Annotated in this window: 17 protein-coding genes; 10 read left to right on the top strand and 7 right to left on the bottom strand. The window is 63.9% G+C overall.

What is annotated here, in order from left to right; genetic code table 11:
- Positions 1 to 111: 111 nt before the first annotated feature.
- Both AC1MEK_RS05930 and cra read right to left on the bottom strand, forming a co-directional pair.
- A complete protein-coding gene (locus AC1MEK_RS05930) occupies positions 112 to 900 on the bottom strand; it encodes a TatD family hydrolase (RefSeq protein WP_480395659.1) in 789 nt (262 codons plus the stop codon).
- Positions 897 to 1,892 (bottom strand): catabolite repressor/activator, encoded by a 996-nt coding sequence (gene cra, locus AC1MEK_RS05935; protein ID WP_480395343.1) that lies wholly within the window; start codon positions 1,890 to 1,892, stop codon positions 897 to 899. Before cra ends, AC1MEK_RS05930 begins: the two co-directional genes overlap by 4 nt.
- A 322-nt stretch (positions 1,893 to 2,214) precedes the next feature.
- On the opposite strand from cra, the gene ptsP reads away from it, so the two are divergent.
- The 5 genes from ptsP to AC1MEK_RS05960 all read left to right on the top strand — a co-directional run bounded on the left by ptsP (position 2,215) and on the right by AC1MEK_RS05960 (position 10,739).
- Positions 2,215 to 5,076 (top strand): phosphoenolpyruvate--protein phosphotransferase, encoded by a 2,862-nt coding sequence (ptsP, locus tag AC1MEK_RS05940; protein ID WP_480395344.1) that lies wholly within the window; start codon positions 2,215 to 2,217, stop codon positions 5,074 to 5,076.
- Complete coding sequence (gene pfkB / locus AC1MEK_RS05945; RefSeq protein WP_480395345.1) at positions 5,076 to 6,014, top strand: 1-phosphofructokinase; 939 nt, start codon at positions 5,076 to 5,078, stop codon at positions 6,012 to 6,014. The genes ptsP and pfkB overlap by 1 nt, the downstream gene beginning before the upstream one ends.
- 16 nt (positions 6,015 to 6,030) lie before the next feature.
- Positions 6,031 to 7,773, top strand: coding sequence for a PTS fructose-like transporter subunit IIB (locus AC1MEK_RS05950; RefSeq protein ID WP_480395346.1), 1,743 nt, complete (start codon positions 6,031 to 6,033; stop codon positions 7,771 to 7,773).
- A gap of 246 nt (positions 7,774 to 8,019) precedes the next feature.
- On the top strand, positions 8,020 to 9,585 hold the full coding sequence (locus AC1MEK_RS05955) for an alkaline phosphatase D family protein (RefSeq protein WP_480395347.1): 1,566 nt from the start codon (positions 8,020 to 8,022) through the stop codon (positions 9,583 to 9,585).
- A 212-nt stretch (positions 9,586 to 9,797) separates the two neighbouring features.
- Positions 9,798 to 10,739, top strand: coding sequence for an AEC family transporter (locus AC1MEK_RS05960; RefSeq protein WP_480395348.1), 942 nt, complete (start codon positions 9,798 to 9,800; stop codon positions 10,737 to 10,739).
- Positions 10,740 to 10,856: 117 nt separating this feature from the next.
- Here AC1MEK_RS05960 and AC1MEK_RS05965 read toward each other — a convergent pair whose 3' ends face one another.
- The 5 genes from AC1MEK_RS05965 to gatC form a co-directional block, all read right to left on the bottom strand.
- On the bottom strand, positions 10,857 to 11,909 hold the full coding sequence (locus AC1MEK_RS05965) for a calcium/sodium antiporter (RefSeq protein WP_480395660.1): 1,053 nt from the start codon (positions 11,907 to 11,909) through the stop codon (positions 10,857 to 10,859).
- Between the two features lie 64 nt (positions 11,910 to 11,973).
- Positions 11,974 to 12,348 (bottom strand): septal ring lytic transglycosylase RlpA family protein, encoded by a 375-nt coding sequence (locus tag AC1MEK_RS05970; protein WP_480395349.1) that lies wholly within the window; start codon positions 12,346 to 12,348, stop codon positions 11,974 to 11,976.
- Positions 12,349 to 12,682: 334 nt separating this feature from the next.
- Complete coding sequence (gene gatB / locus AC1MEK_RS05975; protein WP_480395350.1) at positions 12,683 to 14,128, bottom strand: Asp-tRNA(Asn)/Glu-tRNA(Gln) amidotransferase subunit GatB; 1,446 nt, start codon at positions 14,126 to 14,128, stop codon at positions 12,683 to 12,685.
- Positions 14,129 to 14,139: 11 nt separating this feature from the next.
- Positions 14,140 to 15,591, bottom strand: a complete 1,452-nt coding sequence (gatA, locus tag AC1MEK_RS05980) for an Asp-tRNA(Asn)/Glu-tRNA(Gln) amidotransferase subunit GatA (protein ID WP_480395351.1) — start codon at positions 15,589 to 15,591, stop codon at positions 14,140 to 14,142.
- A 15-nt stretch (positions 15,592 to 15,606) separates the two neighbouring features.
- Positions 15,607 to 15,894, bottom strand: a complete 288-nt coding sequence (gene gatC, locus AC1MEK_RS05985) for an Asp-tRNA(Asn)/Glu-tRNA(Gln) amidotransferase subunit GatC (RefSeq protein ID WP_480395352.1) — start codon at positions 15,892 to 15,894, stop codon at positions 15,607 to 15,609.
- 220 nt (positions 15,895 to 16,114) lie between these two features.
- Between gatC and mreB the strand changes: the two genes are divergently transcribed.
- The 5 genes from mreB to rng all read left to right on the top strand — a co-directional run bounded on the left by mreB (position 16,115) and on the right by rng (position 21,331).
- Positions 16,115 to 17,152 carry a rod shape-determining protein MreB gene (gene mreB, locus AC1MEK_RS05990; protein ID WP_020292894.1) on the top strand — a complete coding sequence of 346 codons (1,038 nt, stop codon included), beginning with the start codon at positions 16,115 to 16,117 and terminating at the stop codon, positions 17,150 to 17,152.
- A 207-nt stretch (positions 17,153 to 17,359) separates the two neighbouring features.
- A complete protein-coding gene (mreC, locus tag AC1MEK_RS05995) occupies positions 17,360 to 18,529 on the top strand; it encodes a rod shape-determining protein MreC (RefSeq protein WP_480395661.1) in 1,170 nt (389 codons plus the stop codon).
- Positions 18,529 to 19,020, top strand: coding sequence for a rod shape-determining protein MreD (mreD, locus tag AC1MEK_RS06000; protein WP_480395353.1), 492 nt, complete (start codon positions 18,529 to 18,531; stop codon positions 19,018 to 19,020). The genes mreC and mreD overlap by 1 nt, the downstream gene beginning before the upstream one ends.
- Positions 19,021 to 19,265: 245 nt before the next feature.
- On the top strand, positions 19,266 to 19,877 hold the full coding sequence (locus tag AC1MEK_RS06005) for a Maf family protein (protein ID WP_480395354.1): 612 nt from the start codon (positions 19,266 to 19,268) through the stop codon (positions 19,875 to 19,877).
- The gene (rng, locus tag AC1MEK_RS06010; protein ID WP_480395355.1) at positions 19,874 to 21,331 is read left to right on the top strand and encodes a ribonuclease G; all 1,458 of its coding nucleotides are present in this window, start codon (positions 19,874 to 19,876) and stop codon (positions 21,329 to 21,331) included. The genes AC1MEK_RS06005 and rng overlap by 4 nt, the downstream gene beginning before the upstream one ends.
- The last annotated feature ends 25 nt before the right edge of the window (positions 21,332 to 21,356 follow it).

The following is a 21,356-nucleotide window of genomic DNA, read 5'->3' on the forward strand; positions in this document are numbered from 1 at the left end:
GAACATTTTTCGCGAATGAATTCGCTCCTACAGGTGTACGACGTATCTTCCGAAACGCCTCGTAACTCTGAAGATCGCGCGGCGCATGAGTTCAACAGCCCTGATTAGCGGTCAGCCCGCCCAGCCAAACACCGCACAGGCATTCGCGGTACTCGCCTCGGCCAGTTGCTCGGGCGCGATCTCCATGATCCGGGCCAGCGCTTCGCAGATTTCCGGCAAATGCTCGGGGCTGTTGCGTTGGCCGGGGTACATGGCCGGGGCCATGTCGGGGGAATCGGTTTCCAGCACCACGCTGTCCAGCGGCAGTTCCTTGAGCACCCTATGCATGCGCAGCGCCTGCGGCCAAGTGGCGGCGCCGCCAAGGCCGAGTTTAAAACCGAGCTTGATGTACTCGCGGGCTTCTTCACGGCTGCCGGCAAAGGCGTGAATGATCCCGGCGCGCTTGAGCCTGAAGCGCTTGAGGGTGGCGATGGTGTCGGCGTGGCTGCGGCGCACGTGCAGCAGCGCCGGCAGGTTGAAGTCGGCGGCCATCTGCAGTTGCTGGTCGAGCACGGCTTGCTGGTGCGTTCGATCGAGGCTTTCGACGTAGTAATCCAGGCCGATTTCACCTACCGCGCACAGTTTGGGATGGCCCGCCAGGCGTTCCAGCCAGCCGCGCAATTCCTGCAGATGTTCAGGCAGGTGTTCGTCCAGATAGATCGGGTGCAAGCCCAGCGCCGCATACACCGAAGGCTCGCTCAGCGCCAGATCCCACACCCGTTGCAGATTGCGCTGATAGACCCCCAGCACCACCATGCGCTCTACTCCCCGCTCTTGGCAGTGCTGCAGTACGCTCTGGCGATCGGCGTCGAAATCGTCGAAATCCAGGTGCGTGTGGGTGTCGATCAGCTTCACGGTCAGTCCTGATGAATACGCTGCTTGAAGGTGCGCACGATGGCGTGCACGCCGGGGTGGTAGGCGTCCTTTTCCACCGCATCGAGGGCCAGCGCCAGGGCTTTTTCGGCGATCAGCGCATGCTGCTGGGCCATGGCGTTGACCGGCAGCGGCAAGAAGTCCAGCAACTGGGTGTCACCGAAAGTGCCCAAGTGCAGTTGATCGGGATTGAGGCGGCGCTCATGCAACAGGTCGAAAACACCTTGCAGCAACACATAGGACGTGGTGATCAGCGCGTCGGGGAAATAGCCCAGCCGGTCGAGCATCTTGCCGGCGATTTCAAGGCCGGTGTCGCGGCTGAAAGGTTCGCCATGTTCGATGATCACCTCGCCCTTGAAGCCTTCCAGCGCATCCTCGAAACCGCTGGCCCGCGCCTTGCTGACGCTCAGCTCCGGGCGGGCGCCGATCAGGGCGATGTGGCGCGGACGGGTTTCCAAAAGGCTGCGGGTCAGTTGCTGGCTGGCGTCGTGGTCGTCGCTGACCACCGAGCAGAAATGCGCCGGGTCCATCTCGCGGTCGATGGCGATGACCGGGATGCCGTGCTTCTGCAAGTCGCGGTAGCTGTCATCGCTGGAGGGCAAGCAGCTGGCGACGAACAGCGCATCGCAGCGCCGGGCGCGGAACAGCTGCAGCAGTTGCAGTTCGCTGATGGGATCGTCGTCGGAGCTGGCGATCAGCAACTGGTAACCTCGGGCGCGGGCGCCTTGTTCCAGCTGCTTGGCGATGCGCGCGTAACTGGGGTTTTCCAGGTCCGGCAGGATAAAACCCAGGGTGCGGGTATGGCGGCTGCGCAGGCCGGCCGCTTGCGGGTTGGGCCGGAAGTCATGGGCCTCGACCACCGCGCGCACGCGCTCGACCGTGGCGTTGCTGATGCGCTGCTGTTCGGCCTTGCCGTTGATCACGTAGCTGGCGGTGGTCACCGAGACACCCGCAAGACGCGCAATATCACTGAGTTTCAAGCCGGGCTTTCCTTTTGTTATGGCATGCGCCGGGGATTTTCGCTGATTCGCGGTCATCATTACAGCAGACCATCGCGATGTCGGAAGCTTCCGAGCTTTTTTCAGGATGTGTCCTACACCAATCGATGAGATGAGCTTCAATCTGCGCAGATTATCGAGTAACGTGCCGGTCAAACTAGATTAAACGATTCAGCAAGCCTGTTTATGGCGATATTCGGCAAATAACGCAGATCTCTGCCAGACCCGTGACCGCACCATCATCGGGCCCCACCGGCCCTACAACAAGAATCAGGCGCACACCTGCGCTGCGAAGGAGAAAGGCATGCTCGAACTGACCGTTGAGCAAATTTCCATGGCCCAGGCGGCTGTGGACAAACCCGCCGCATTGCAACTGCTCGCTGATCTGCTGGTCGCCGACCAATTGGTGGCGCCTGGCTACCTGCAAGGCTTGCAGGCGCGTGAAGCACAGGGCTCGACCTTTCTCGGCCAGGGCATCGCCATCCCCCACGGCACGCCGCAGACCCGCAATCAGGTGTTCGCCACCGGCGTGCGCCTGATGCAATTTCCCGAAGGCGTGGACTGGGGCGACGGCCAGATCGTCTACCTGGCCATCGGCATCGCGGCCAAATCCGACGAGCACCTGCGCCTGTTGCAACTGCTGACCCGCGCCCTGGGCGAAACCGATCTGGGCGAAGCGTTGCGTCAGGCGAAAACCCCCGAGGCGCTGCTCAAGCTGCTGCAAGGCGCGCCGCAGGAGCTGGCGCTGGATGCGCAGATGATCTGTCTGGGCGCGTCGGTCGATGATTTCGAAGAACTGGTCTGGCGCGGCGCCCGCCTGCTGCGCAAGGCCGACTGTGTGAGCAACGGTTTCGCCGCGATTCTGCAGCAGGTCGATGCGCTGCCGCTGGGCGATGGCCTGTGGTGGCTGCACAGCGAGCAGACGGTAAACAAACCCGGCCTTGCCTTCGTCACCCCGGACAAACCCATGCGCCACTTGGGCCAGCCACTCACGGGGCTGTTCTGCCTGGCCAGCCTTGGCGAATCCCATCAGGCGCTGCTTGAGCGCTTGTGCGCGCTGTTGATCGAAGGGCGCGGCAGCGAGTTGGGTCAGGCCACCAGTAGTCGCGCGGTGCTGCAAGCGCTGGGTGGCGACGTGCCGCCGGACTGGCCCGGCGCCCAGGTGAAACTGGCCAACGCCCACGGGCTGCATGCGCGTCCGGCCAAGGAGCTGGCGCAACTGGCCAAGGGCTTCGAGGGTGATGTGCGGGTGCGCGTGGTCGAGTCCTCGGAAAATCCGGTCTCGGTGAAAAGCCTGAGCAAGTTGCTGAGTCTGGGTGTGCGCCGTGGCCAGACGCTGGAGTTTATCGCCGAGCCCGGTATCGCCGCTGATGCGCTGCCGGCGCTGGTCGCTGCCGTATTGGACGGGTTGGGCGAAGAGGTTGAGCCGCTGCCCGCCGAATCCGCGCCCGAGTCTGTTGCTGTCGCTGCCGTGGTGGAAAAAATCGCTCCGGCTGCCGGCTCGCAGATTCAGGCCGTGCCTGCCGCCCCGGGCATTGCCGTGGGGCCTGCCCATGTTCAGGTGCTGCCAAGCATCGATTATCCGCTCAAGGGCGAGTCCCATAGCGTTGAACACGAGCGCTTGCAGGCCGCGCTGGTGCAGGTGCGCCAGGACATCGGCGAGTTGATTCAGCGCAGCACCGCCAAGGCCATCCGCGAGATTTTCGTCACCCATCAGGAAATGCTCGACGACCCCGAACTGGTCGACGAGGTGGTCCTGCGCCTCAAGCAGGGCGAGAGCGCGGCGGCGGCCTGGATCAACGTGGTCGAAGCGGCGGCGCTGCAACAGGAGCAACTCAAGGACGCCCTGCTGGCCGAACGTGCCGCAGACTTGCGCGATGTCGGGCGCCGGGTGCTGGCGCAGATCTGCGGCGTCGAGGCGCTGGCCGAACCGCAGGAACCCTACATTCTGGTGATGGACGAAGTCGGCCCCTCGGACGTCGCGCGTCTGGATCCGGCGCGTGTGGCGGGCATTCTCACCGCACGCGGCGGCGCCACCGCCCACAGCGCCATCGTCGCCCGCGCACTGGGCATTCCGGCGCTGGTGGGGGCGGGCGATGCCGTGCTGCTGATCAAGTCCGGCACGCCGCTGTTGATCGACGGCCAGCGCGGGCGGCTGGACGTCGCACCGGATGACGCGACGCTGCAGCGCGCGCTGCTCGAGCGCGACACCCGCGAGACCCGCCTCAAGGCGGCAGCGGCGCTGCGCATGGAGCCGGCGATCACCCGCGACGGCCATCCGGTGGAAGTCTGCGCCAATATCGGCGACAGCAGCGCCACGCCGGCAGCGGTGGAGCAGGGCGCCGAAGGCATCGGCCTGCTGCGCACCGAATTGCTGTTCATGGCCCACAGCTCAGCGCCCGACGAGGCCACTCAGGAGGCCGAATACCGCCGCGTGCTGGATGACCTTCAAGGCCGCCCGCTGGTGGTGCGCACGCTCGACGTCGGCGGCGACAAACCCTTGCCGTACTGGCCCATCGACAAGGAAGAAAACCCCTTCCTCGGCGTGCGCGGCATCCGCCTGACCCTGCAGCGCCCCGAGGTGATGGAAAGCCAGCTTCGAGCGTTGCTGCGAGCCGCCGACAACCGCCCGCTGCGGATCATGTTTCCCATGGTGGGCAGCGTCGAGGAGTGGCGCCAGGCGCGGGAAATGACCGAGCGCCTGCGCGGCGAAATTCCGGTCGCCGACTTGCAGCTGGGGATCATGATCGAGGTGCCGTCGGCAGCCTTGCTGGCGCCAGTGCTGGCCAAGGAAGTGGACTTCTTCAGCGTCGGCACCAACGACCTGACCCAGTACACCCTGGCCATCGACCGCGGCCACCCGACGCTGTCGGCCCAGGCTGATGGCTTGCACCCGGCGGTGCTGCAACTGATCGACATCACCGTGCGCGCCGCCCATGCCCACGGCAAGTGGGTGGGCGTGTGTGGCGAGCTGGCCGCCGACCCGCTGGCGGTGCCGGTACTGGTCGGTCTTGGGGTGGATGAATTGAGTGTCGCGGCGCGCAGCATTGGCGAAGTCAAAGCCTGCGTGCGCGATTTGAGTATCAGCGGCGCCCGCTCGCTTGCGCAGAACGCGCTGGCGGTGGGCAGCGCCGCAGAAGTACGTGCCCTCGTGGAGGGGCTGTGATGGCGAAGATTCTGACACTGACCATGAACCCGGCGCTGGACCTGACGGTGCAGCTGGGCCACCTGGAGGCCGGGCAGGTCAACCGCAGCGAATGCATGATCACCCATGCGGCGGGCAAGGGGCTGAACGTCGCTCAGGTATTGGCCGATCTGGGCCATGAGCTGACCGTTGGCGGGTTTCTCGGGGTCGACAACCAGCAGGCATTCGAGGCGCTGTTTGCCCGACGCGGGTTTGTCGATGAGTTCGTCCGGGTGCCGGGCGAAACCCGCAGCAACATCAAGCTGGCCGAAACCAGTGGCCGAATCACCGATCTGAACGGCCCGGGGCCGGAAGTCAGCCTTGAGGCGCAACAGGCGCTGGCGGCGCGGGTCGAACAGATCGCGCAAGGTTTCGACGCGGTGGTCGTGGCCGGCAGCCTGCCCCGGGGCGTCAGTGCACAGTGGCTGAAAGCGTTGCTGCAGATGCTCGTCGGCAAAAGCCTGAAAGTGGCGCTGGACACCAGCGGTGAAGCCTTGCGCGCAGGGCTGGAAGCGGCGCCGTGGATGATCAAGCCCAACACCGAGGAGCTGGCGGACGCGCTGGATGCGCCGATCATTTCCATCGCCGCCCAGGCCCAGGCTGCTGCGGCCTTGCGCCAGCGCGGCATCGAGCATGTGGTGATTTCCCAGGGCGCCGAGGGCGTGCATTGGTTCAGTGGCGACGCAGGCCTGCAGGCGCTGCCACCCAAGGTCAGCGTCGCCAGCACCGTGGGCGCCGGCGACTCGTTGCTGGCGGGCATGGTTCACGGCCTGATCGCCGGGCACAAACCCGAGCAGACGCTGCGCACCGCCACGGCCATCGCGGCGATGGCCGTGACCCAGATCGGTTTTGGCATCAACGACAAGGCGCAGCTCAAGCGGCTGGAAAGCGGCGTCAGCGTGTCGGTCTTGCCCCAATAACAAGAGAGGAAGTGTGATGAAGTTAGCCATCGTTACGGCCTGTCCGAACGGCAAGATCAGCAGCGTCCTCAGCGCCCGTTTGCTCGACGCAGCGGCGCAGCGCCAGGGCTGGAGCACCTGCGTTGAAGTGCACGACCCGCGCCAGCCCGAGAAACAGATGTCGGCGGGCGACATTCAGGCTGCCGACTGGGTGCTGGTGGTCAACACAGGGCCGCTGGACCTGACGCGCTTCTCCGGCAAGCGGCTGTATCAGTCGACGCCGGCCCAGGCGTTGCAGGACGTCGATGCGTTCCTGCGCTCGGCCAGTGAGCTGGCGACTGTCCATGCCCCGCAACAAAGCGCCAGTGCCGAACCGCAAGCCGCGGCGGGCAAGGTGCCGCGTCTGGTGGCGGTGACCGCTTGCCCGACGGGCGTGGCGCACACCTTCATGGCCGCCGAAGCCATCGCACAGGCGGCGAAAAAGCTCGGGTATGAGTTGCAGGTCGAAACCCAAGGCTCGGTCGGCGCACGCAACCCGCTGAGCGCCCAGGCCATTGCCGAGGCCGATGTGGTGCTGCTGGCGGCGGATATCGAAGTGGCGACCGAGCGTTTTGCCGGCAAGCGCGTCTACCGCTGCGGCACCGGGATCGCCCTCAAGCAATCCGAGGCCACGCTGAAAAAAGCGCTGGCAGAAGGCGAAATCGAGTCTCAGGCCACAAGCTCCAAGGCACCGGCGAAGAAAGACAAAACCGGCGTCTACAAACATTTGCTCACCGGCGTGTCGTTCATGCTGCCGATGGTGGTGGCCGGCGGCTTGCTGATCGCGCTGTCGTTTGTGTTCGGCATCACCGCCTACAAGGAGCAGGGCACGCTCGCGGCAGCGCTGATGCAGATCGGTGGCGACGCCGCGTTCAAACTGATGGTGCCGCTGCTGGCCGGGTACATCGCCTATTCCATCGCCGACCGCCCCGGCCTTGCGCCCGGCATGATCGGCGGCTTGCTGGCGAGCACGCTGGGCGCCGGGTTTATCGGCGGTATCGTCGCAGGCTTTCTGGCCGGTTACAGCGCCGCCGCAATCAACCGCTACGCGAAGCTGCCCGCCAGCGTCGAAGCGCTCAAGCCGATCCTGATCATTCCGCTGCTGGCCAGTCTGTTCACGGGGCTGGTGATGATCTACGTGGTCGGCAAGCCGGTGGCGGGGATGCTCGAAGGGCTCACCCATTTCCTCGACAGCATGGGCACCACCAACGCGATCCTGCTGGGTGTATTGCTGGGCGCGATGATGTGCGTCGACCTTGGCGGGCCGATCAACAAGGCGTCCTACGCATTCTCGGTGGGGCTGCTGGCGTCGCAGAGTTACGCACCGATGGCCGCGGCGATGGCGGCCGGCATGGTGCCTCCGATCGGCATGGGCATCGCCGCGCTGATCGCCCGGCGCAAGTTCGCCCAGAGCGAGCGGGAAGCGGGCAAGGCGGCGTTCGTGCTGGGGCTGTGCTTCATCTCCGAAGGCGCGATTCCGTTCGCCGCCAAGGACCCGCTGCGGGTGATCCCGGCGAGCATCGCCGGCGGTGCGCTGACCGGCGCGCTGTCGATGTTCTTCGGCTGCAAACTGATGGCGCCCCATGGCGGGCTGTTCGTGTTGCTGATCCCCAATGCGATCAACCATGCGTTGCTCTATTTGCTGGCGATCGTCGCGGGCAGCGTGGTGACCGGCGTTTTGTATGCGCTGCTCAAGCGGCCTGAGGTGGTGGAGCTGGACGCGGTGCCCGCCGGTGCATGATCTCTGCACCCCGTAGCAGCACGGCTTGCCGGCGGGAGCGATAGGTCTGTGACGAAGATGTCGTCTGACACACCGCGCCCCCTGTAGGAGCGAATTCATTCGCGAAAATGGTACATCCGACACAGATGCGTCGGATGTACCACCGCATCGCGAATGAATTCGCTCCTACAGAGTGCGCGCCCAATTTTGCTGTCACATTGCACTGCTAGGTTCCTGTCTTTGGCATTTCGCTCAAGAGGGATAGTGATGACGCAGTTCGACCTGACACGCCGCCGCCTCATTCAAGCCGCTGGCGCCGGTATTCTCCTGCCGGGGCTGGCGCCGGCGGTGATCGCCTCGGTCAAGGACCGGCCGAAAATGACCGACGGCGTGCAGTCCGGCGATCTGCTGGGCGACCGCGCCATGGTCTGGAGCCGCAGCGACCGGCCCTCGCGCATGGTGGTCGAGTGGGACACCCGCAGCATGTTCAGCAACCCGCGCCGGGCGGTGTCGCTGCTGGCCGACCAACGCACCGATTTCACCGCTCGGGTCGAACTGACCGGCCTGCCCACCGATCAGGCGATTTTCTATCGCGTGTTCTTCGAAGATGCCCAGACCGGCGTCGCCAGTGAGCCCTGGTTCGGCCACTTGCGCAGCGTGCCGCAAACCCGCCGCGATATTCGATTCGTCTGGAGCGGCGACACCGTCGGCCAGGGTTTCGGCATCAACCCGGACATCGGCGGCATGCGCATCTACGAAGCCATGCGCCTGCGTCTGCCGGATTTCTTCATCCACAGCGGTGACACCATCTACGCCGACGGCCCTGTGCCCGCCGAAGTGGTCACCGAGAACGGGCGCATCTGGCGCAACATCACCACCGAAGCCAAGAGCAAGGTTGCTGAGACCCTGGACGAGTATCGTGGCGCCTATCGCTACAACCTGATGGACGAAAACCTGCGCCGCTTCAACGCAGAGGTGCCGCAGATCTGGCAATGGGACGACCACGAAATCACCAACAACTGGTCGCCGAGCAAGCAGTTGGACGATCGCTACAAGGTCAAGGACATCAAGCTGCTGACCGCGCGCGGGCGCCAGGCCTTTCTCGAATACGCACCGATGCGCCTGCAAAGCGCCGACAACGGCGGGCGGGTCTACCGCAAGCTCAGCTACGGGCCGCTGCTGGATGTGTTCGTGCTCGACATGCGCAGCTACCGCGACGGCAACGACGCGAACCTGGCCGACAAACCGGGGCCGACTACGGCGTTCCTCGGCCGCGAGCAACTGGACTGGCTCAAGCGCGAATTGCAGGGCTCGCAGGCGCAGTGGAAGGTCATCGCCGCCGACATGCCCATCGGCCTGGGTGTGCCGGACGGCGAAATCAGCCCCGGGGTGATGCGCTGGGAAGCCATCGCCAACACCGACAATGGCGCGCCGAAAGGCCGCGAACTGGAGGTGGCCGAGCTGTTGGGTTTCCTGCGCCAGCAGAAGGTCCGCGACACGGTGTGGCTGACTGCCGATGTGCACTACTGTGCGGCCCACCACTACCAGCCGGATCAGGCCGTGTTCCAGGATTTCGACCCGTTCTGGGAATTTGTCGCAGGGCCTCTGAACGCGGGCAGTTTTGGCCCGAACACGCTGGACAAGACCTTCGGCCCGGAGCTGGTGTTCCAGAAAGCCCCGCCTGCGCAGAACACCTCGCCCTTTGCCGGGTTCCAGTTCTTCGGTGAGGTGAGTATCGACGGCCAAAGCGGCGAGATGACCGTGACCCTGCGCGATCTGGATGGGGTGGCGGTGTTCGAGAAGAAGTTGCAGCCGGCTGGGCAAATCGTATAACCCTCGTAGCAGCACGGCTTGCCGGCGGGTGCGGTATGTCTGTGACGAGGATGTCGGCTGACACACCGCACCCGCCGGCAAGCCGTGCTGCTACGTTGCGGTGCCTGAAAACTTTTGGGTTGGTTGTACGATAACTCTGCAATTGCCGGTAACACTTGCACCGCGCCTGGCCTATCATTAGCCACCTAACGACGGGACAGGGTTTAGCGTGCATGCTGGCAATCTTCTGGGAAACGCTGAACATCACCGCGCCGGTGTTCGCCATGCTGTTCTTGGGCGTGGTGCTCAAACGGGTCAACTGGATCGATGACGGTTTCATCCACACCGCGTCTTCACTGGTCTTCAACTGCACCATGCCCGCGCTGCTGTTTCTGGGCATCATCCACGCCGACCTGCATGCCGCGCTGCAACCGGGCGTGCTGATCTACTTCATCGTCGCCACCCTTGTCGGGTTCGCGCTGGTCTGGGGATGGGCCATTTACCGGGTGCCTTTCGTCGAGCGCGGCATCTACGTGCAAGGGGCCTTTCGTGGCAACAACGGCGTGATCGGCCTGGCTTTGGCGGCAAGCATGTACGGCGACTACGGCATTTCCCTGGGCGCGATCCTCGCCGCGCTGGTGATCCTGTTCTACAACACCCTCTCCACCGTGGTGCTGGCGGTGTACAGCCCGGTGATCAAGTCTGACCCGTGGAGCATCTGCAAAAGCGTGGTGGCCAACCCGCTGATCATCAGCATCGTCGCGGCCACGCCCTTCGCCTATTTCGGCATCGGTCTGCCTAAGTGGCTCGACACCTCCGGCAGTTACCTGGCACAGATGACGCTACCGCTGGCGCTGATCTGCATCGGCGGCACGCTGTCGCTCAGGTCTCTGCGTGAAAGCGGTTCGCTGGCCATCGGCGCGAGCATGATGAAGATGGTCTGGCTGCCGCTGATCTGCACCGTCGGTGCCTGGCTGCTGGGCTTCCGCCACGCCGAGCTTGGCATTCTGTTCCTGTACTTCGGCGCGCCCACCGCCTCGGCCAGTTTCGTCATGGCGCGGGCGGCGGAAGGCAATCATGAATTGGCGGCGTCGATTATCGTCATGACCACGCTGGCGGCAGCGGTCACCACCAATATCGGGATTTTCATTCTGCAGTGGGGCGGGTGGATCTGACAGGCACTCATCGTTCCCGTAGCAGCACGGCTTGCCGGCGGGAGCGATATGTCTGTGATGAAGATGTCGTCTGATACACCGCCCCGCCGGCAAGCCGTGCTGCTACGGGGGGGCCTTTCAATGCTGCCTGCGCCAGGCTCGAATGGTGCTGAAAAGCACCGCCACCCCCAACACCGGCAACGCATAGTGAATCATCAGCCGTTCCAGGCGCTCGGCCAGCGGCATGCCGGTGGTGAACGAGACGATGTGCAGGCCGTACACCGCGTATAGCCCCAGCAGCAGCAGGCCTTCGAGGCGGGTGATGCGGTAGCCCGAGTAGAACAGCGGCAGGCACAGCAGGGCGACGCCGAGCATCACCGGCAGGTCGAAGTCCAGCGCATTGGGCGAGATCGACAGCGGGCCGGTGGCGATCAGCGAGGTGAGGCCCAGCACGCCCAGCAGGTTGAACAGGTTGCTGCCGATGATGTTGCCCACGGCGATGTCCCGCTCGCCGCGCAGGGCCGCGACCAGTGAGGTCAGCAGCGCCGGCAGTGAGGTGGCGCCGGCGATCACGGTCAGGCCGAAGACCCGCTCCGACAGGCCAAGATCGGTGGCGACCACTACGGCCGCGCCCACCAGCAGATGGCTGCCGAGGATCATCAGCGCCAGCCCGCAGCCCATCAGCGAAAGGCGCAGGATGATTGGCCAGGTCCTGCGTCGTGGCAGTTCGTCGGTGCTGGCGGTGTGGCGTACGCCGTGGGCGAACTGGCGCGAGATCACGATCAGGTAACCTGCCAGGCCGATCAACAGGATCACGCCGTCCAGATTGCTCAGCTCGCCGTTCCAGGCCAGCGCTGCCACCAGCACAGTAGCGCCGATCATCAACGGCAAATCCACCCGCACCAGTTGCCGGGCCACGCGCAGCGGAATGATCAATGCTGACAGGCCCAGGGTCACCAGTACATTGAAGATGTTGCTGCCGATCACGCTGCCCACGGCGATGTCGGTGCTGTCGGTCAGCGCCGCCTGCAGGCCGACCGCCATTTGCGGCGCGCTGCTGCCCAGGGCGACCACGGTCAGGCCGAGAAACAGCGGGCGGGTTTTCAGCAGGGCGGCCAGCGTCACGGCGACGCGCACCGACAGTTCGGCACCGATGATCATCAGCACGAGGCCGCAGGCCAGCTCGATCAGCGTGGGCAGCGGCAGGGTCGATAGGGCGAGAATTCAGTGCACCTTTGGGTTGGTCGTGATCGGGTCAGTCGTCGAGGGCTTGCACCCGCACCTGGGCGGTTCCGCTGCGCAGCATACCCAATTGTTCGGCGGCTGCGCGGGAAACGTCGATAATCCGGCCGCGGGTATGCGGGCCGCGGTCGTTGATGCGGACCACGACCTTGCGATCGTTGTCCAGGTTGGTGACCTGCACCCGGGTGCCGAACGGCAGCTGGCGGTGGGCGGCGGTCAGGGAATGCTGGTCGAAGCGTTCACCGCTGGCGGTGCGCTTGCCTTGATGGCGCGATCCGTAATACGAAGCGCCGCCGGTGGCGTTGTAGCCGTGTGGGTCGATGACCCCTTCGCTGGCGCAACCGGCCAGCAGGGAGAGCAGGGCGCATGCGCCGAGGAGCCGCCACATGAGTACAGTCCTTTGGGTGGTAATTACCCGGCGATTCTATGTCACCTGGGATGATGCCTCGCGAATGAATTCGCGATAGCGATGTGTCTGACACATCGAATCGCTAATAAATCCGCTTCGTGAGCAAGCTCATTCCCACAGGTTTCATACAGTCTGTGGGAGCAAGCTCACTCCCACAGGTTTTATACAGTCTGTGGGAGCAAGCTCATTCCCACAGGTTCATACAGTCTGTGGGAGCAAGCTCATTCCCACAGGTTCATACAGTCTGTGGGAGTGAGCTTGCTCACGAAAGGGGCGGCCCTGACGACGGAAGTTCCGAATCAGGGCCTGGGCATCAACCTTCCAGCTTGCGCTTGAGCAGCTCGTTGACCTGGGCCGGGTTGGCCTTGCCCTTGGACGCCTTCATGGCCTGGCCGACGAAGAAGCCAAACATCTTGCCGCGTTTGGCTTCGTCGGCCGCGCGGTACTGTTCGACCTGCTCGGCGTTGGCCGCCAGCATGTCGTCGAGGATCGCTTCGATGGCGCCGCTGTCGGTCACTTGCTTGAGGCCGCGCTTCTCGATGATCTCGTCGGCGCTGCCTTCACCATTGGCCATGGCTTCGAAGACCATCTTGGCGATCTTGCCGGAGATGGTGTTGTCGGTGATGCGCTTGAGCATGCCGCCCAGTTGCTCGGCGCTGACCGGCGATTCGTCGATCTCGATGCCCTGCTTGTTCAGCAGCGAACCCAGCTCCACCATCACCCAGTTGGCCGCGAGCTTCGCGTCACCGGCGATGCCGACCACTTGCTCGAAGTAGTCCGCCTGCTCGCGGCTGGAAGCCAGCACGCTGGCGTCGTACAGCGACAGACCGAACTGCGACTGGAAGCGCTCGCGCTTCTGCGGCGGCAGCTCGGGCAGGCTGGCGCGGGTCTGCTCAAGGAACGAATCCTCGATGATCACCGGCAACAGGTCAGGGTCGGGGAAGTAACGGTAGTCGTTGGCTTCTTCCTTGCTGCGCATGGCGCGGGTTTCGTTGGTGTTCGGGTCGTACAGGCGCGTCTGCTGAATGACCTTGCCACCGTCTTCGATCAGGTCGATCTGGCGCTGGATTTCGCTGTTGATCGCCTTCTCGATGAAGCGGAACGAGTTGACGTTCTTGATCTCGCAGCGGGTGCCGAACTCGACCTGGCCTTTCGGGCGCACCGACACGTTGCAGTCGCAACGCAGCGAGCCTTCGGCCATGTTGCCGTCGCAGATGCCCAAGTAGCGCACCAGCGCGTGCATCGCCTTGACGTAGGCCACCGCTTCCTTGGCCGAACGCATGTCCGGTTCGGAAACGATTTCCAGAAGCGGGGTGCCGGCACGGTTCAGGTCGATGCCGGTCATGCCGCTGTAATCTTCGTGCAAGCTCTTGCCGGCGTCTTCTTCCAGGTGCGCGCGGGTCACGCCGATGCGCTTGATGGTGCCGTCTTCAAGGGTGATGTCCAGGTGGCCCTTACCGACGATTGGCAGTTCCATCTGGCTGATCTGGTAGCCCTTGGGCAGGTCCGGGTAGAAATAGTTCTTGCGCGCGAACACGTTGTGCTGGCCGATTTCGGCGTCGATGGCCAAGCCGAACTTGACCGCCATCTGTACCGCTTCCTTGTTCAGCACCGGCAGGGTGCCGGGCATCCCTAAGTCGACCAGGCTGGCCTGGGTATTGGGCTCGGAGCCGAACGTGGTGGCGCTACCGGAGAAAATCTTCGATTGGGTGGTGAGCTGGGTGTGAATCTCCAGCCCGATGACGACTTCCCATTGCATGTGTTTTCTCCTTAGAAGCCCGCTGGCGCACGAGTGTGCCAGTCAGTGACTTGCTGATACTGATGGGCAACGTTGAGCAGGCGGCCTTCCTGGAAGTACGGCGCCAGCAACTGCACGCCAACCGGCAGGCCGTCGGCGAAACCGGCCGGCATCGACAGGCCCGGCAGGCCCGCGAGGTTGGCGGTGATGGTGTAGAAGTCTTCCAGGTACTCGGCGATCGGGTCGGCGTTCTTGGCGCCGATCTTCCAGGCCGGGTTCGGCGTGGTCGGGCCCAGGATCACGTCGACGTCCTTGAACGCGTTCATGAAGTCGTTCTTGATCAGGCGACGGATCTTCTGCGCCTGCAGGTAGTAGGCGTCGTAGTAGCCGGCGGACAGCGCGTAGGCGCCGACCATGATCCGGCGCTGCACTTCAGGGCCGAAACCTTCGCCACGGGAGCGCTTGTACAGGTCGGTCAGGTCTTTCGGGTCTTCGCAGCGATAGCCGAAGCGCACGCCGTCAAAACGCGACAGGTTCGAGGAGGCCTCGGCCGGGGCGATCACATAATAGGCAGGGATCGCGTGTTGCAGGTTCGGCAGGCTGACTTCCTTGACCACGGCGCCGAGCTTCTTCAACTCCTCGACAGATGCCATGACCAGGTCGGCGATGCGCGAATCGAGACCCGCGCTGAAGTACTCCTTCGGCACGCCGATGCGCAGGCCCTGCAGCGAGCCGTTGAGGCTGGCGCTGTAATCCGGCACCGGTTCGTCGATGCTGGTGGAGTCATTGATGTCGAAACCGGCCATGCCTTGCAGCAGCAGGGCGCAGTCTTCGGCGGTGCGGGCCATGGGGCCGGCCTGATCCAGGCTCGACGCGTAGGCGATCATGCCCCAGCGCGATACACGACCGTAGGTCGGTTTCAGGCCGGTCAGGTTGGTCAGCGCAGCAGGCTGGCGGATCGAACCGCCGGTGTCGGTGCCGGTGGCCGCAGGCAGCAGACGGGCGGCAACGGCCGCAGCCGAACCACCAGACGAGCCGCCGGGCACGTGTTCAAGATTCCACGGGTTTTTCACCGCGCCGTAGTGGCTGGACTCGTTGGCCGAACCCATGGCGAATTCGTCCATGTTGGTCTTGCCTAGTGTCACGGTGCCAGCGGCGGCCAGTTTCGACACCACGGTGGCGTCGTACGGTGCCTTGAAGTTGTCGAGCATCAGCGAGCCGCAGCTGGTGCGGATGCCTTTGGTGCAGAACAGGTCCTTGTGCGCCAGCGGGGCACCCAACAGGGCACCGGTCTCGCCAGCAGCGCGACGGGCGTCGGCGGCCTGGGCCTGGGTGATGGCCAGGTCTTCGGTTACGGAGATGAAGCTGTTGACCTGCGGATCGAGCTGGGCGATGCGCGCCAGCAGCGAACGGGTCAGTTCTTCGGAGGAAAACTTTTTGTCGGCGAGTCCGCGAGCGATCTCGGCCAGAGTCATTTCGTGCATTGCAGGCTCATTCCCTTAGTCGATGACTTTCGGCACCAGGTACAGGCCATCCTGGACCGCAGGTGCGATGGCTTGATAGGCATCGCGATGGTTGGCTTCGCTGACCACGTCGTCACGCAGACGCTGCGAGGCTTCGAGCGGATGTGCCAGAGGTTCGATACCGGTGGTGTCCACCGCCTGCATCTGGTCAACCAGCCCGAGAATGCTGTTCAGTGCTTCGGTAGTACGCGGAATATCGGCGTCATTGAGACCCAGTCGGGCCAGATGAGCGATTTTTTCCACATCGCCGCGTTCAAGCGCCATGGGAGATCTCCAGTGGAAGACATACGGAGGACCGTACGTCAGATTGCGGAAACTACATTAGGGAACACATCGCGATCCAGACGGTCTTAACGCCTCGATCGTCGGGGGTAGTGCTCGGAAAAACAGCCAATTTAACATATTGGCTCCTTGCCCAAAATCCCTGTCGTTGTTAGAGTTTGCCGCACTTTTTTACCCACGCGTTCCCTAGGGTCCCTTTCCCATGTTCAAGAAACTGCGTGGCATGTTTTCCAGCGATCTTTCCATCGACCTGGGCACTGCCAACACCCTTATTTACGTGCGTGAGCGCGGTATTGTCCTGAACGAGCCATCGGTTGTGGCCATCCGGACCCACGGAAATCAGAAGAGCGTCGTTGCTGTCGGGATGGAAGCCAAGCGCATGCTGGGCCGTACCCCGGGCAACATCGCTGCCATTCGTCCGATGAAAGACGGCGTGATCGCCGATTTCAGCGTGTGCGAAAAGATGCTCCAGTACTTCATCAACAAAGTGCATGAAAACAGTTTCCTGCAGCCAAGCCCGCGCGTGCTGATCTGCGTTCCGTGCAAGTCCACCCAGGTTGAGCGCCGCGCCATTCGCGAGTCGGCCCTGGGCGCCGGTGCACGTGAAGTCTTCCTGATCGAAGAGCCAATGGCCGCCGCCATCGGTGCCGGCCTGCCGGTCGAAGAAGCCCGCGGTTCGATGGTCGTCGACATCGGTGGTGGTACCACCGAAATCGCCCTGATCTCGCTCAACGGCGTGGTCTACGCCGAATCCGTACGTGTGGGCGGCGACCGCTTCGACGAAGCGATCATCACTTACGTGCGTCGCAACTACGGCAGCCTGATCGGTGAATCCACCGCAGAGCGCATCAAGCAGGAAATCGGTACCGCCTATCCGGGTGGCGAAGTGCGTGAAGTCGACGTACGCGGCCGTAACCTGGCCGAAGGCGTGCCACGTGCCTTCACCCTGAACTCCAACGAAGTGCTGGAAGCGTTGCAGGAATCCCTGGCAACCATCGTTCAGGCGGTCAAGAGCGCGCTGGAGCAGTCGCCTCCGGAACTGGCTTCCGACATCGCCGAGCGCGGCCTGGTGCTGACCGGTGGTGGCGCATTGCTGCGTGACCTGGACAAACTGCTGGCCCAGGAAACCGGCCTGCCGGTGATCGTCGCCGAAGACCCGCTGACCTGCGTCGCTCGCGGCGGTGGCCGTGCGCTGGAAATGATGGACAAGCACACCATGGACCTGCTCTCCAGCGAATAAGCCGCTGGCGATGCACTCCAGTTGAACCGAACGGGCGGCACTTCGCGGTGCTGCCTGTTCGTTTCGGACCTGTTGACGTCCTGCTTCGATGTAGCAAGCATGATGTCGCAAGTCTGATGCTTCGTATTTCCATCCACCGCACCGGGCCGGGTTCATGTCCCATGAATAAGCACAGCCAAACTCAAGCATCCCTTCAAGGAGCGGCCTATTAAACCGCTTTTCTCAAAGGGCCCCTCGCTGGGCGTTCGTCTGTTGGTGCTGGTCGTTCTGTCCGTGGCCGTCATGGTCGTGGACGCGCGTTTTACCCTGCTCAAGCCCGTTCGCAGCCAGATGTCGCTGGTGCTGATGCAGTCCTACTGGATCGCCGACCTGCCCGAGCGTCTGTATCAGGGTGTTGCCAGCCAGTTCGGCAGCCGCACCGAGCTTGCCGCCGAAAACGAAAAACTCAAGACCGAGAACCTGCTGCTGCAAGGCCGCCTGCAAAAACTGGCCGCCCTGACCGAGCAGAACGTGCGCCTGCGCGAGTTGCTCAACTCCTCGGCGCTGGTCAACGAGAAGGTCGAGGTGGCCGAGCTGATCGGCATGGACCCCAACCCGTTCACCCACCGCATCATCATCAACAAGGGTGAGCGCGATGGCGTGGTGCTGGGCCAGCCGGTGCTCGATGCGCGCGGCCTGATGGGTCAGGTGGTCGAGCTGATGCCGTACACCTCCCGCGTGCTGCTGCTCACCGACACCACCCACAGCATTCCGGTGCAGGTCAACCGCAACGGCCTGCGGGCGATTGCCAGCGGCACCGGCAACCCCGAGCGTCTGGAACTGCGCCACGTGGCCGACACCGCCGACATCAAGGAAGGCGACCTGCTGGTCAGTTCTGGCCTGGGTCAGCGTTTCCCGGCGGGTTACCCGGTGGCGACGGTCAAGGAAGTGATTCACGACTCCGGCCAGCCTTTCGCCATCGTGCGCGCCGTGCCGACCGCCGCGCTGAACCGCAGCCGTTATCTGCTGCTGGTGTTCTCCGATGGTCGTTCGCCGGAAGAGCGCGCTGCCGATGCGGCGCAGCAGCAGGAATCGCTGGAACGTCAGGCCGCCGACCCTTCGGCCGTGCCCTCGGCAACCGTGCCGGGCGCAGCGCCAGCCGCCACGCCGAACAAGCCTGCCGCCCCAGCCGCGACCCCGGCTGCGACGCCAGCGCCTGCGAGCAAACCTGCAGCCAACGCCCACGGCACTTCAGCGGCTCCGGCGGCTGCGACTGCGCCCGCGACTGCCCCGGCGGCGACGCCTGCCAAGCCTGCCAGCAAGCCACCGGCCAAGCCCGCGGCTAAACCGTCTACGCCCGCGGCCACGCCTGCTGCGCCACGTGAGAGGGAAGAATAATGGTGCGTCACGCCCCTGCACGAAACGGCTGGGTGGTCTGGTTGACCTTCGCCATCGGCCTGCTGCTCAGTGTTTCGCCACTGCCGCAATTCATGGAAATCTTTCGCCCGCTGTGGCTCGCGCTGCTGCTGGCGTTCTGGGCGCTGAACCTGCCGCACAAGGTCGGCATGGTCACCGCCTGGATGCTCGGGCTGGCCGAAGACGTGCTGTATGGCACGCTGCTGGGCCAGAACGCGCTGATCCTGACGCTGATCACCTTTCTGGTGCTGTCGTTGCAACAGCGCTTGCGCATGTTCCCGATGTGGCAACAGTGCCTGGTGATACTGGTGATCTTCGGCCTGGCGCAACTGGTGCAACTGTGGCTCAGCGCCCTGACCGGCAACCGCCAGCCGACCCTGGCGCTGGTGCTGCCTGCGCTGGTCAGCGCCTTGCTCTGGCCGTGGGTCAGTTACGGTCTGCGCGGGTTGCGGTTGCGGTTGAAGATCAATTGAACGGCTGCTTTTGATTCTGGCCAGAGGCCGTAGGAGCGAGGCTTGCCCGCGATCTGCCGGGAACCGGCAGTAAAACCGGCAAATGCGGTCTGTCTGGTAGAACAAGGTTGTAGGGTTTTGCTGCCGCTGCGCGCCAGATCGCGAGCAAGCTTGCTCCCACGCCCTTCGGGCAGAAGCAGGCCGGTGCAAGCGTCATTGGGTTCACGCAACGCCTAAGCTTGTGATCACTGACACGGAGACGTCCCATGCCCCAACTTCTGCTCGCCTCCGGCTCCCCGCGTCGTCGGGAGTTGCTGACCCAGATCGGCGTGCCGTTCAGCACTCTGAGCGCCGATATCGACGAAACCCCGCTCAAAGACGAAACCCCCGCCGCCTACGTCGAGCGCCTGGCCCGGGGCAAGGCCGATGCCGGGCTGCTGCAGCTGGCCAACGATCCTGCCTATCCCACCGCCTGCGTGCTCGGTGCCGACACCGCCGTGGTGCTGGACGGTCGCATCCTCGGCAAGCCGGTCGATGAAGCCGACGCGCTGGCCATGCTCGCCGCGCTGTCCAACCGCGAACATGAAGTGCTGACGGCCATCGCCGTGGTCGACGAACAGCATTGCGAGACCCGCGTGGTCACCAGCCGTGTGCGCTTTCGCCCGATTTCCCCGGATGAGGCCCGCGCCTACTGGGCCAGCGGCGAGCCGCGGGACAAGGCCGGCAGCTATGGCATCCAGGGGCTGGGCGCGGTGTTCGTGGAGCACCTGAGCGGCAGTTATTCGGCGGTGGTCGGCCTGCCGCTGTGCGAAACCGCAGAAATCCTGCAGCGTTTCGGCATACCCTGTTGGCAATGCCTGGAAGGTAACAAGCCATGAGTGAAGAGATTCTGATCAACATCACGCCGATGGAGTCGCGCGTGGCCGTCGTCGAGAACGGTGTGTTGCAAGAGGTTCATGTCGAGCGGACCCAGCGTCGCGGGATCGTCGGCAACATCTACAAGGGCAAGGTGGTGCGGGTGCTGCCGGGCATGCAGGCGGCGTTCATCGACATCGGCCTGGACCGCGCGGCGTTCATCCATGCCTCGGAAATTTCCATGCGCGAAGGCCCGGCGGTGGAGACCATCAGCTCGCTGGTGCACGAAGGCCAGAGCCTGGTGGTGCAGGTCACCAAGGACCCCATCGGCAGCAAGGGCGCGCGCCTGACCACTCAGTTGTCCATTCCGTCGCGCTACCTGGTGTACATGCCGCGCACGGCACATGTCGGCATTTCCCTGAAGATCGAAGACGAAGCCGAACGCGAGCGCCTCAAACAGGTGGTCAGCGACTGCGTGGCCAAGGAAGGGATCAAGGAAAAGGGCGGGTTCATCCTGCGCACCGCGGCCGAAGGCGCCGGTGCCGACGAGATCATGATGGACATCCGCTACCTGCGCCGCTTGTGGGACCAGATCAGCGAGCAGATCAAGACCATCAACCCGGCCAGCGTGATCTACGAAGACCTGGGCCTGGCCCTGCGCACACTGCGCGATCTGGTCAGCCCGCGCACCGAGAAGATTCGCATCGACTCGCGGGAAACCTTCCAGAAGACCACTCAGTTCGTGGCCGAGCTGATGCCGGAAATCGCCGACCGCCTGGAACACTACCCGGGCGAACGGCCGATTTTCGACCTCTACGGGGTCGAAGACGAAATCCAGCGCGCGCTGGAGCGCAAGGTGCCGCTCAAGTCCGGCGGCTATCTGGTGATCGACCCGGCCGAAGCGATGACCACCATCGACGTCAACACCGGCGCCTTCGTCGGCCATCGCAACCTCGAAGAGACCATTTTCAAGACCAACCTGGAAGCCGCCACCGCAATTGCCCGGCAACTGCGCCTGCGCAACCTGGGCGGGATCATCATCATCGATTTCATCGACATGGAAGACGGTGAGCACCAGCGCCAGGTGCTGCGCACGCTGGAGAAACAGCTGGAGCGCGACCACGCCAAGACCAATATCATCGGCATCACCGAGCTGGGGCTGGTGCAGATGACCCGCAAGCGCACCCGTGAAAGCCTGGAGCAGGTGCTGTGCGAGCCGTGCATCAGCTGTCAGGGGCGGGGCAAGCTGAAAACCCCAGAAACCATTTGCTACGAGATTTTTCGCGAGATCCTGCGCGAAGCGCGTGCCTATCAGGCGCTGGGGTATCGGGTGCTGGCCAATCAGAAAGTGGTGGATCGCCTGCTCGACGAGGAGTCGGGTAACGTGGCCGAGCTTGAAGTGTTTATCGGCAGGACCATCCGTTTTCAGGTCGAAACCATGTATTCCCAGGAACAATATGACGTTGTGCTGCTCTGATCTGGCTCAAAACGTTTGCTGACAG

The organism is Pseudomonas sp. 2, from assembly GCF_056627435.1.

Bases quoted from the DNA above. Each gene is read 5' to 3' on its own strand.
- gatC (WP_480395352.1), bottom strand. From the start codon at position 15,894: ATGGCGCTTGAACGCGGCGATGTGGAAAAAATCGCTCATCTGGCCCGA.
- AC1MEK_RS05970 (WP_480395349.1), bottom strand. From the start codon at position 12,348: ATGTGGCGGCTCCTCGGCGCATGCGCCCTGCTCTCCCTGCTGGCCGGT.
- ptsP (WP_480395344.1), top strand. From the start codon at position 2,215: ATGCTCGAACTGACCGTTGAGCAAATTTCCATGGCCCAGGCGGCTGTG.
- gatB (WP_480395350.1), bottom strand. From the start codon at position 14,128: ATGCAATGGGAAGTCGTCATCGGGCTGGAGATTCACACCCAGCTCACC.
- AC1MEK_RS05955 (WP_480395347.1), top strand. From the start codon at position 8,020: ATGACGCAGTTCGACCTGACACGCCGCCGCCTCATTCAAGCCGCTGGC.
- rng (WP_480395355.1), top strand. From the start codon at position 19,874: ATGAGTGAAGAGATTCTGATCAACATCACGCCGATGGAGTCGCGCGTG.
- pfkB (WP_480395345.1), top strand. From the start codon at position 5,076: ATGGCGAAGATTCTGACACTGACCATGAACCCGGCGCTGGACCTGACG.
- gatA (WP_480395351.1), bottom strand. From the start codon at position 15,591: ATGCACGAAATGACTCTGGCCGAGATCGCTCGCGGACTCGCCGACAAA.
- AC1MEK_RS05950 (WP_480395346.1), top strand. From the start codon at position 6,031: ATGAAGTTAGCCATCGTTACGGCCTGTCCGAACGGCAAGATCAGCAGC.
- mreD (WP_480395353.1), top strand. From the start codon at position 18,529: ATGGTGCGTCACGCCCCTGCACGAAACGGCTGGGTGGTCTGGTTGACC.
- mreB (WP_020292894.1), top strand. From the start codon at position 16,115: ATGTTCAAGAAACTGCGTGGCATGTTTTCCAGCGATCTTTCCATCGAC.
- AC1MEK_RS06005 (WP_480395354.1), top strand. From the start codon at position 19,266: ATGCCCCAACTTCTGCTCGCCTCCGGCTCCCCGCGTCGTCGGGAGTTG.
- AC1MEK_RS05960 (WP_480395348.1), top strand. From the start codon at position 9,798: ATGCTGGCAATCTTCTGGGAAACGCTGAACATCACCGCGCCGGTGTTC.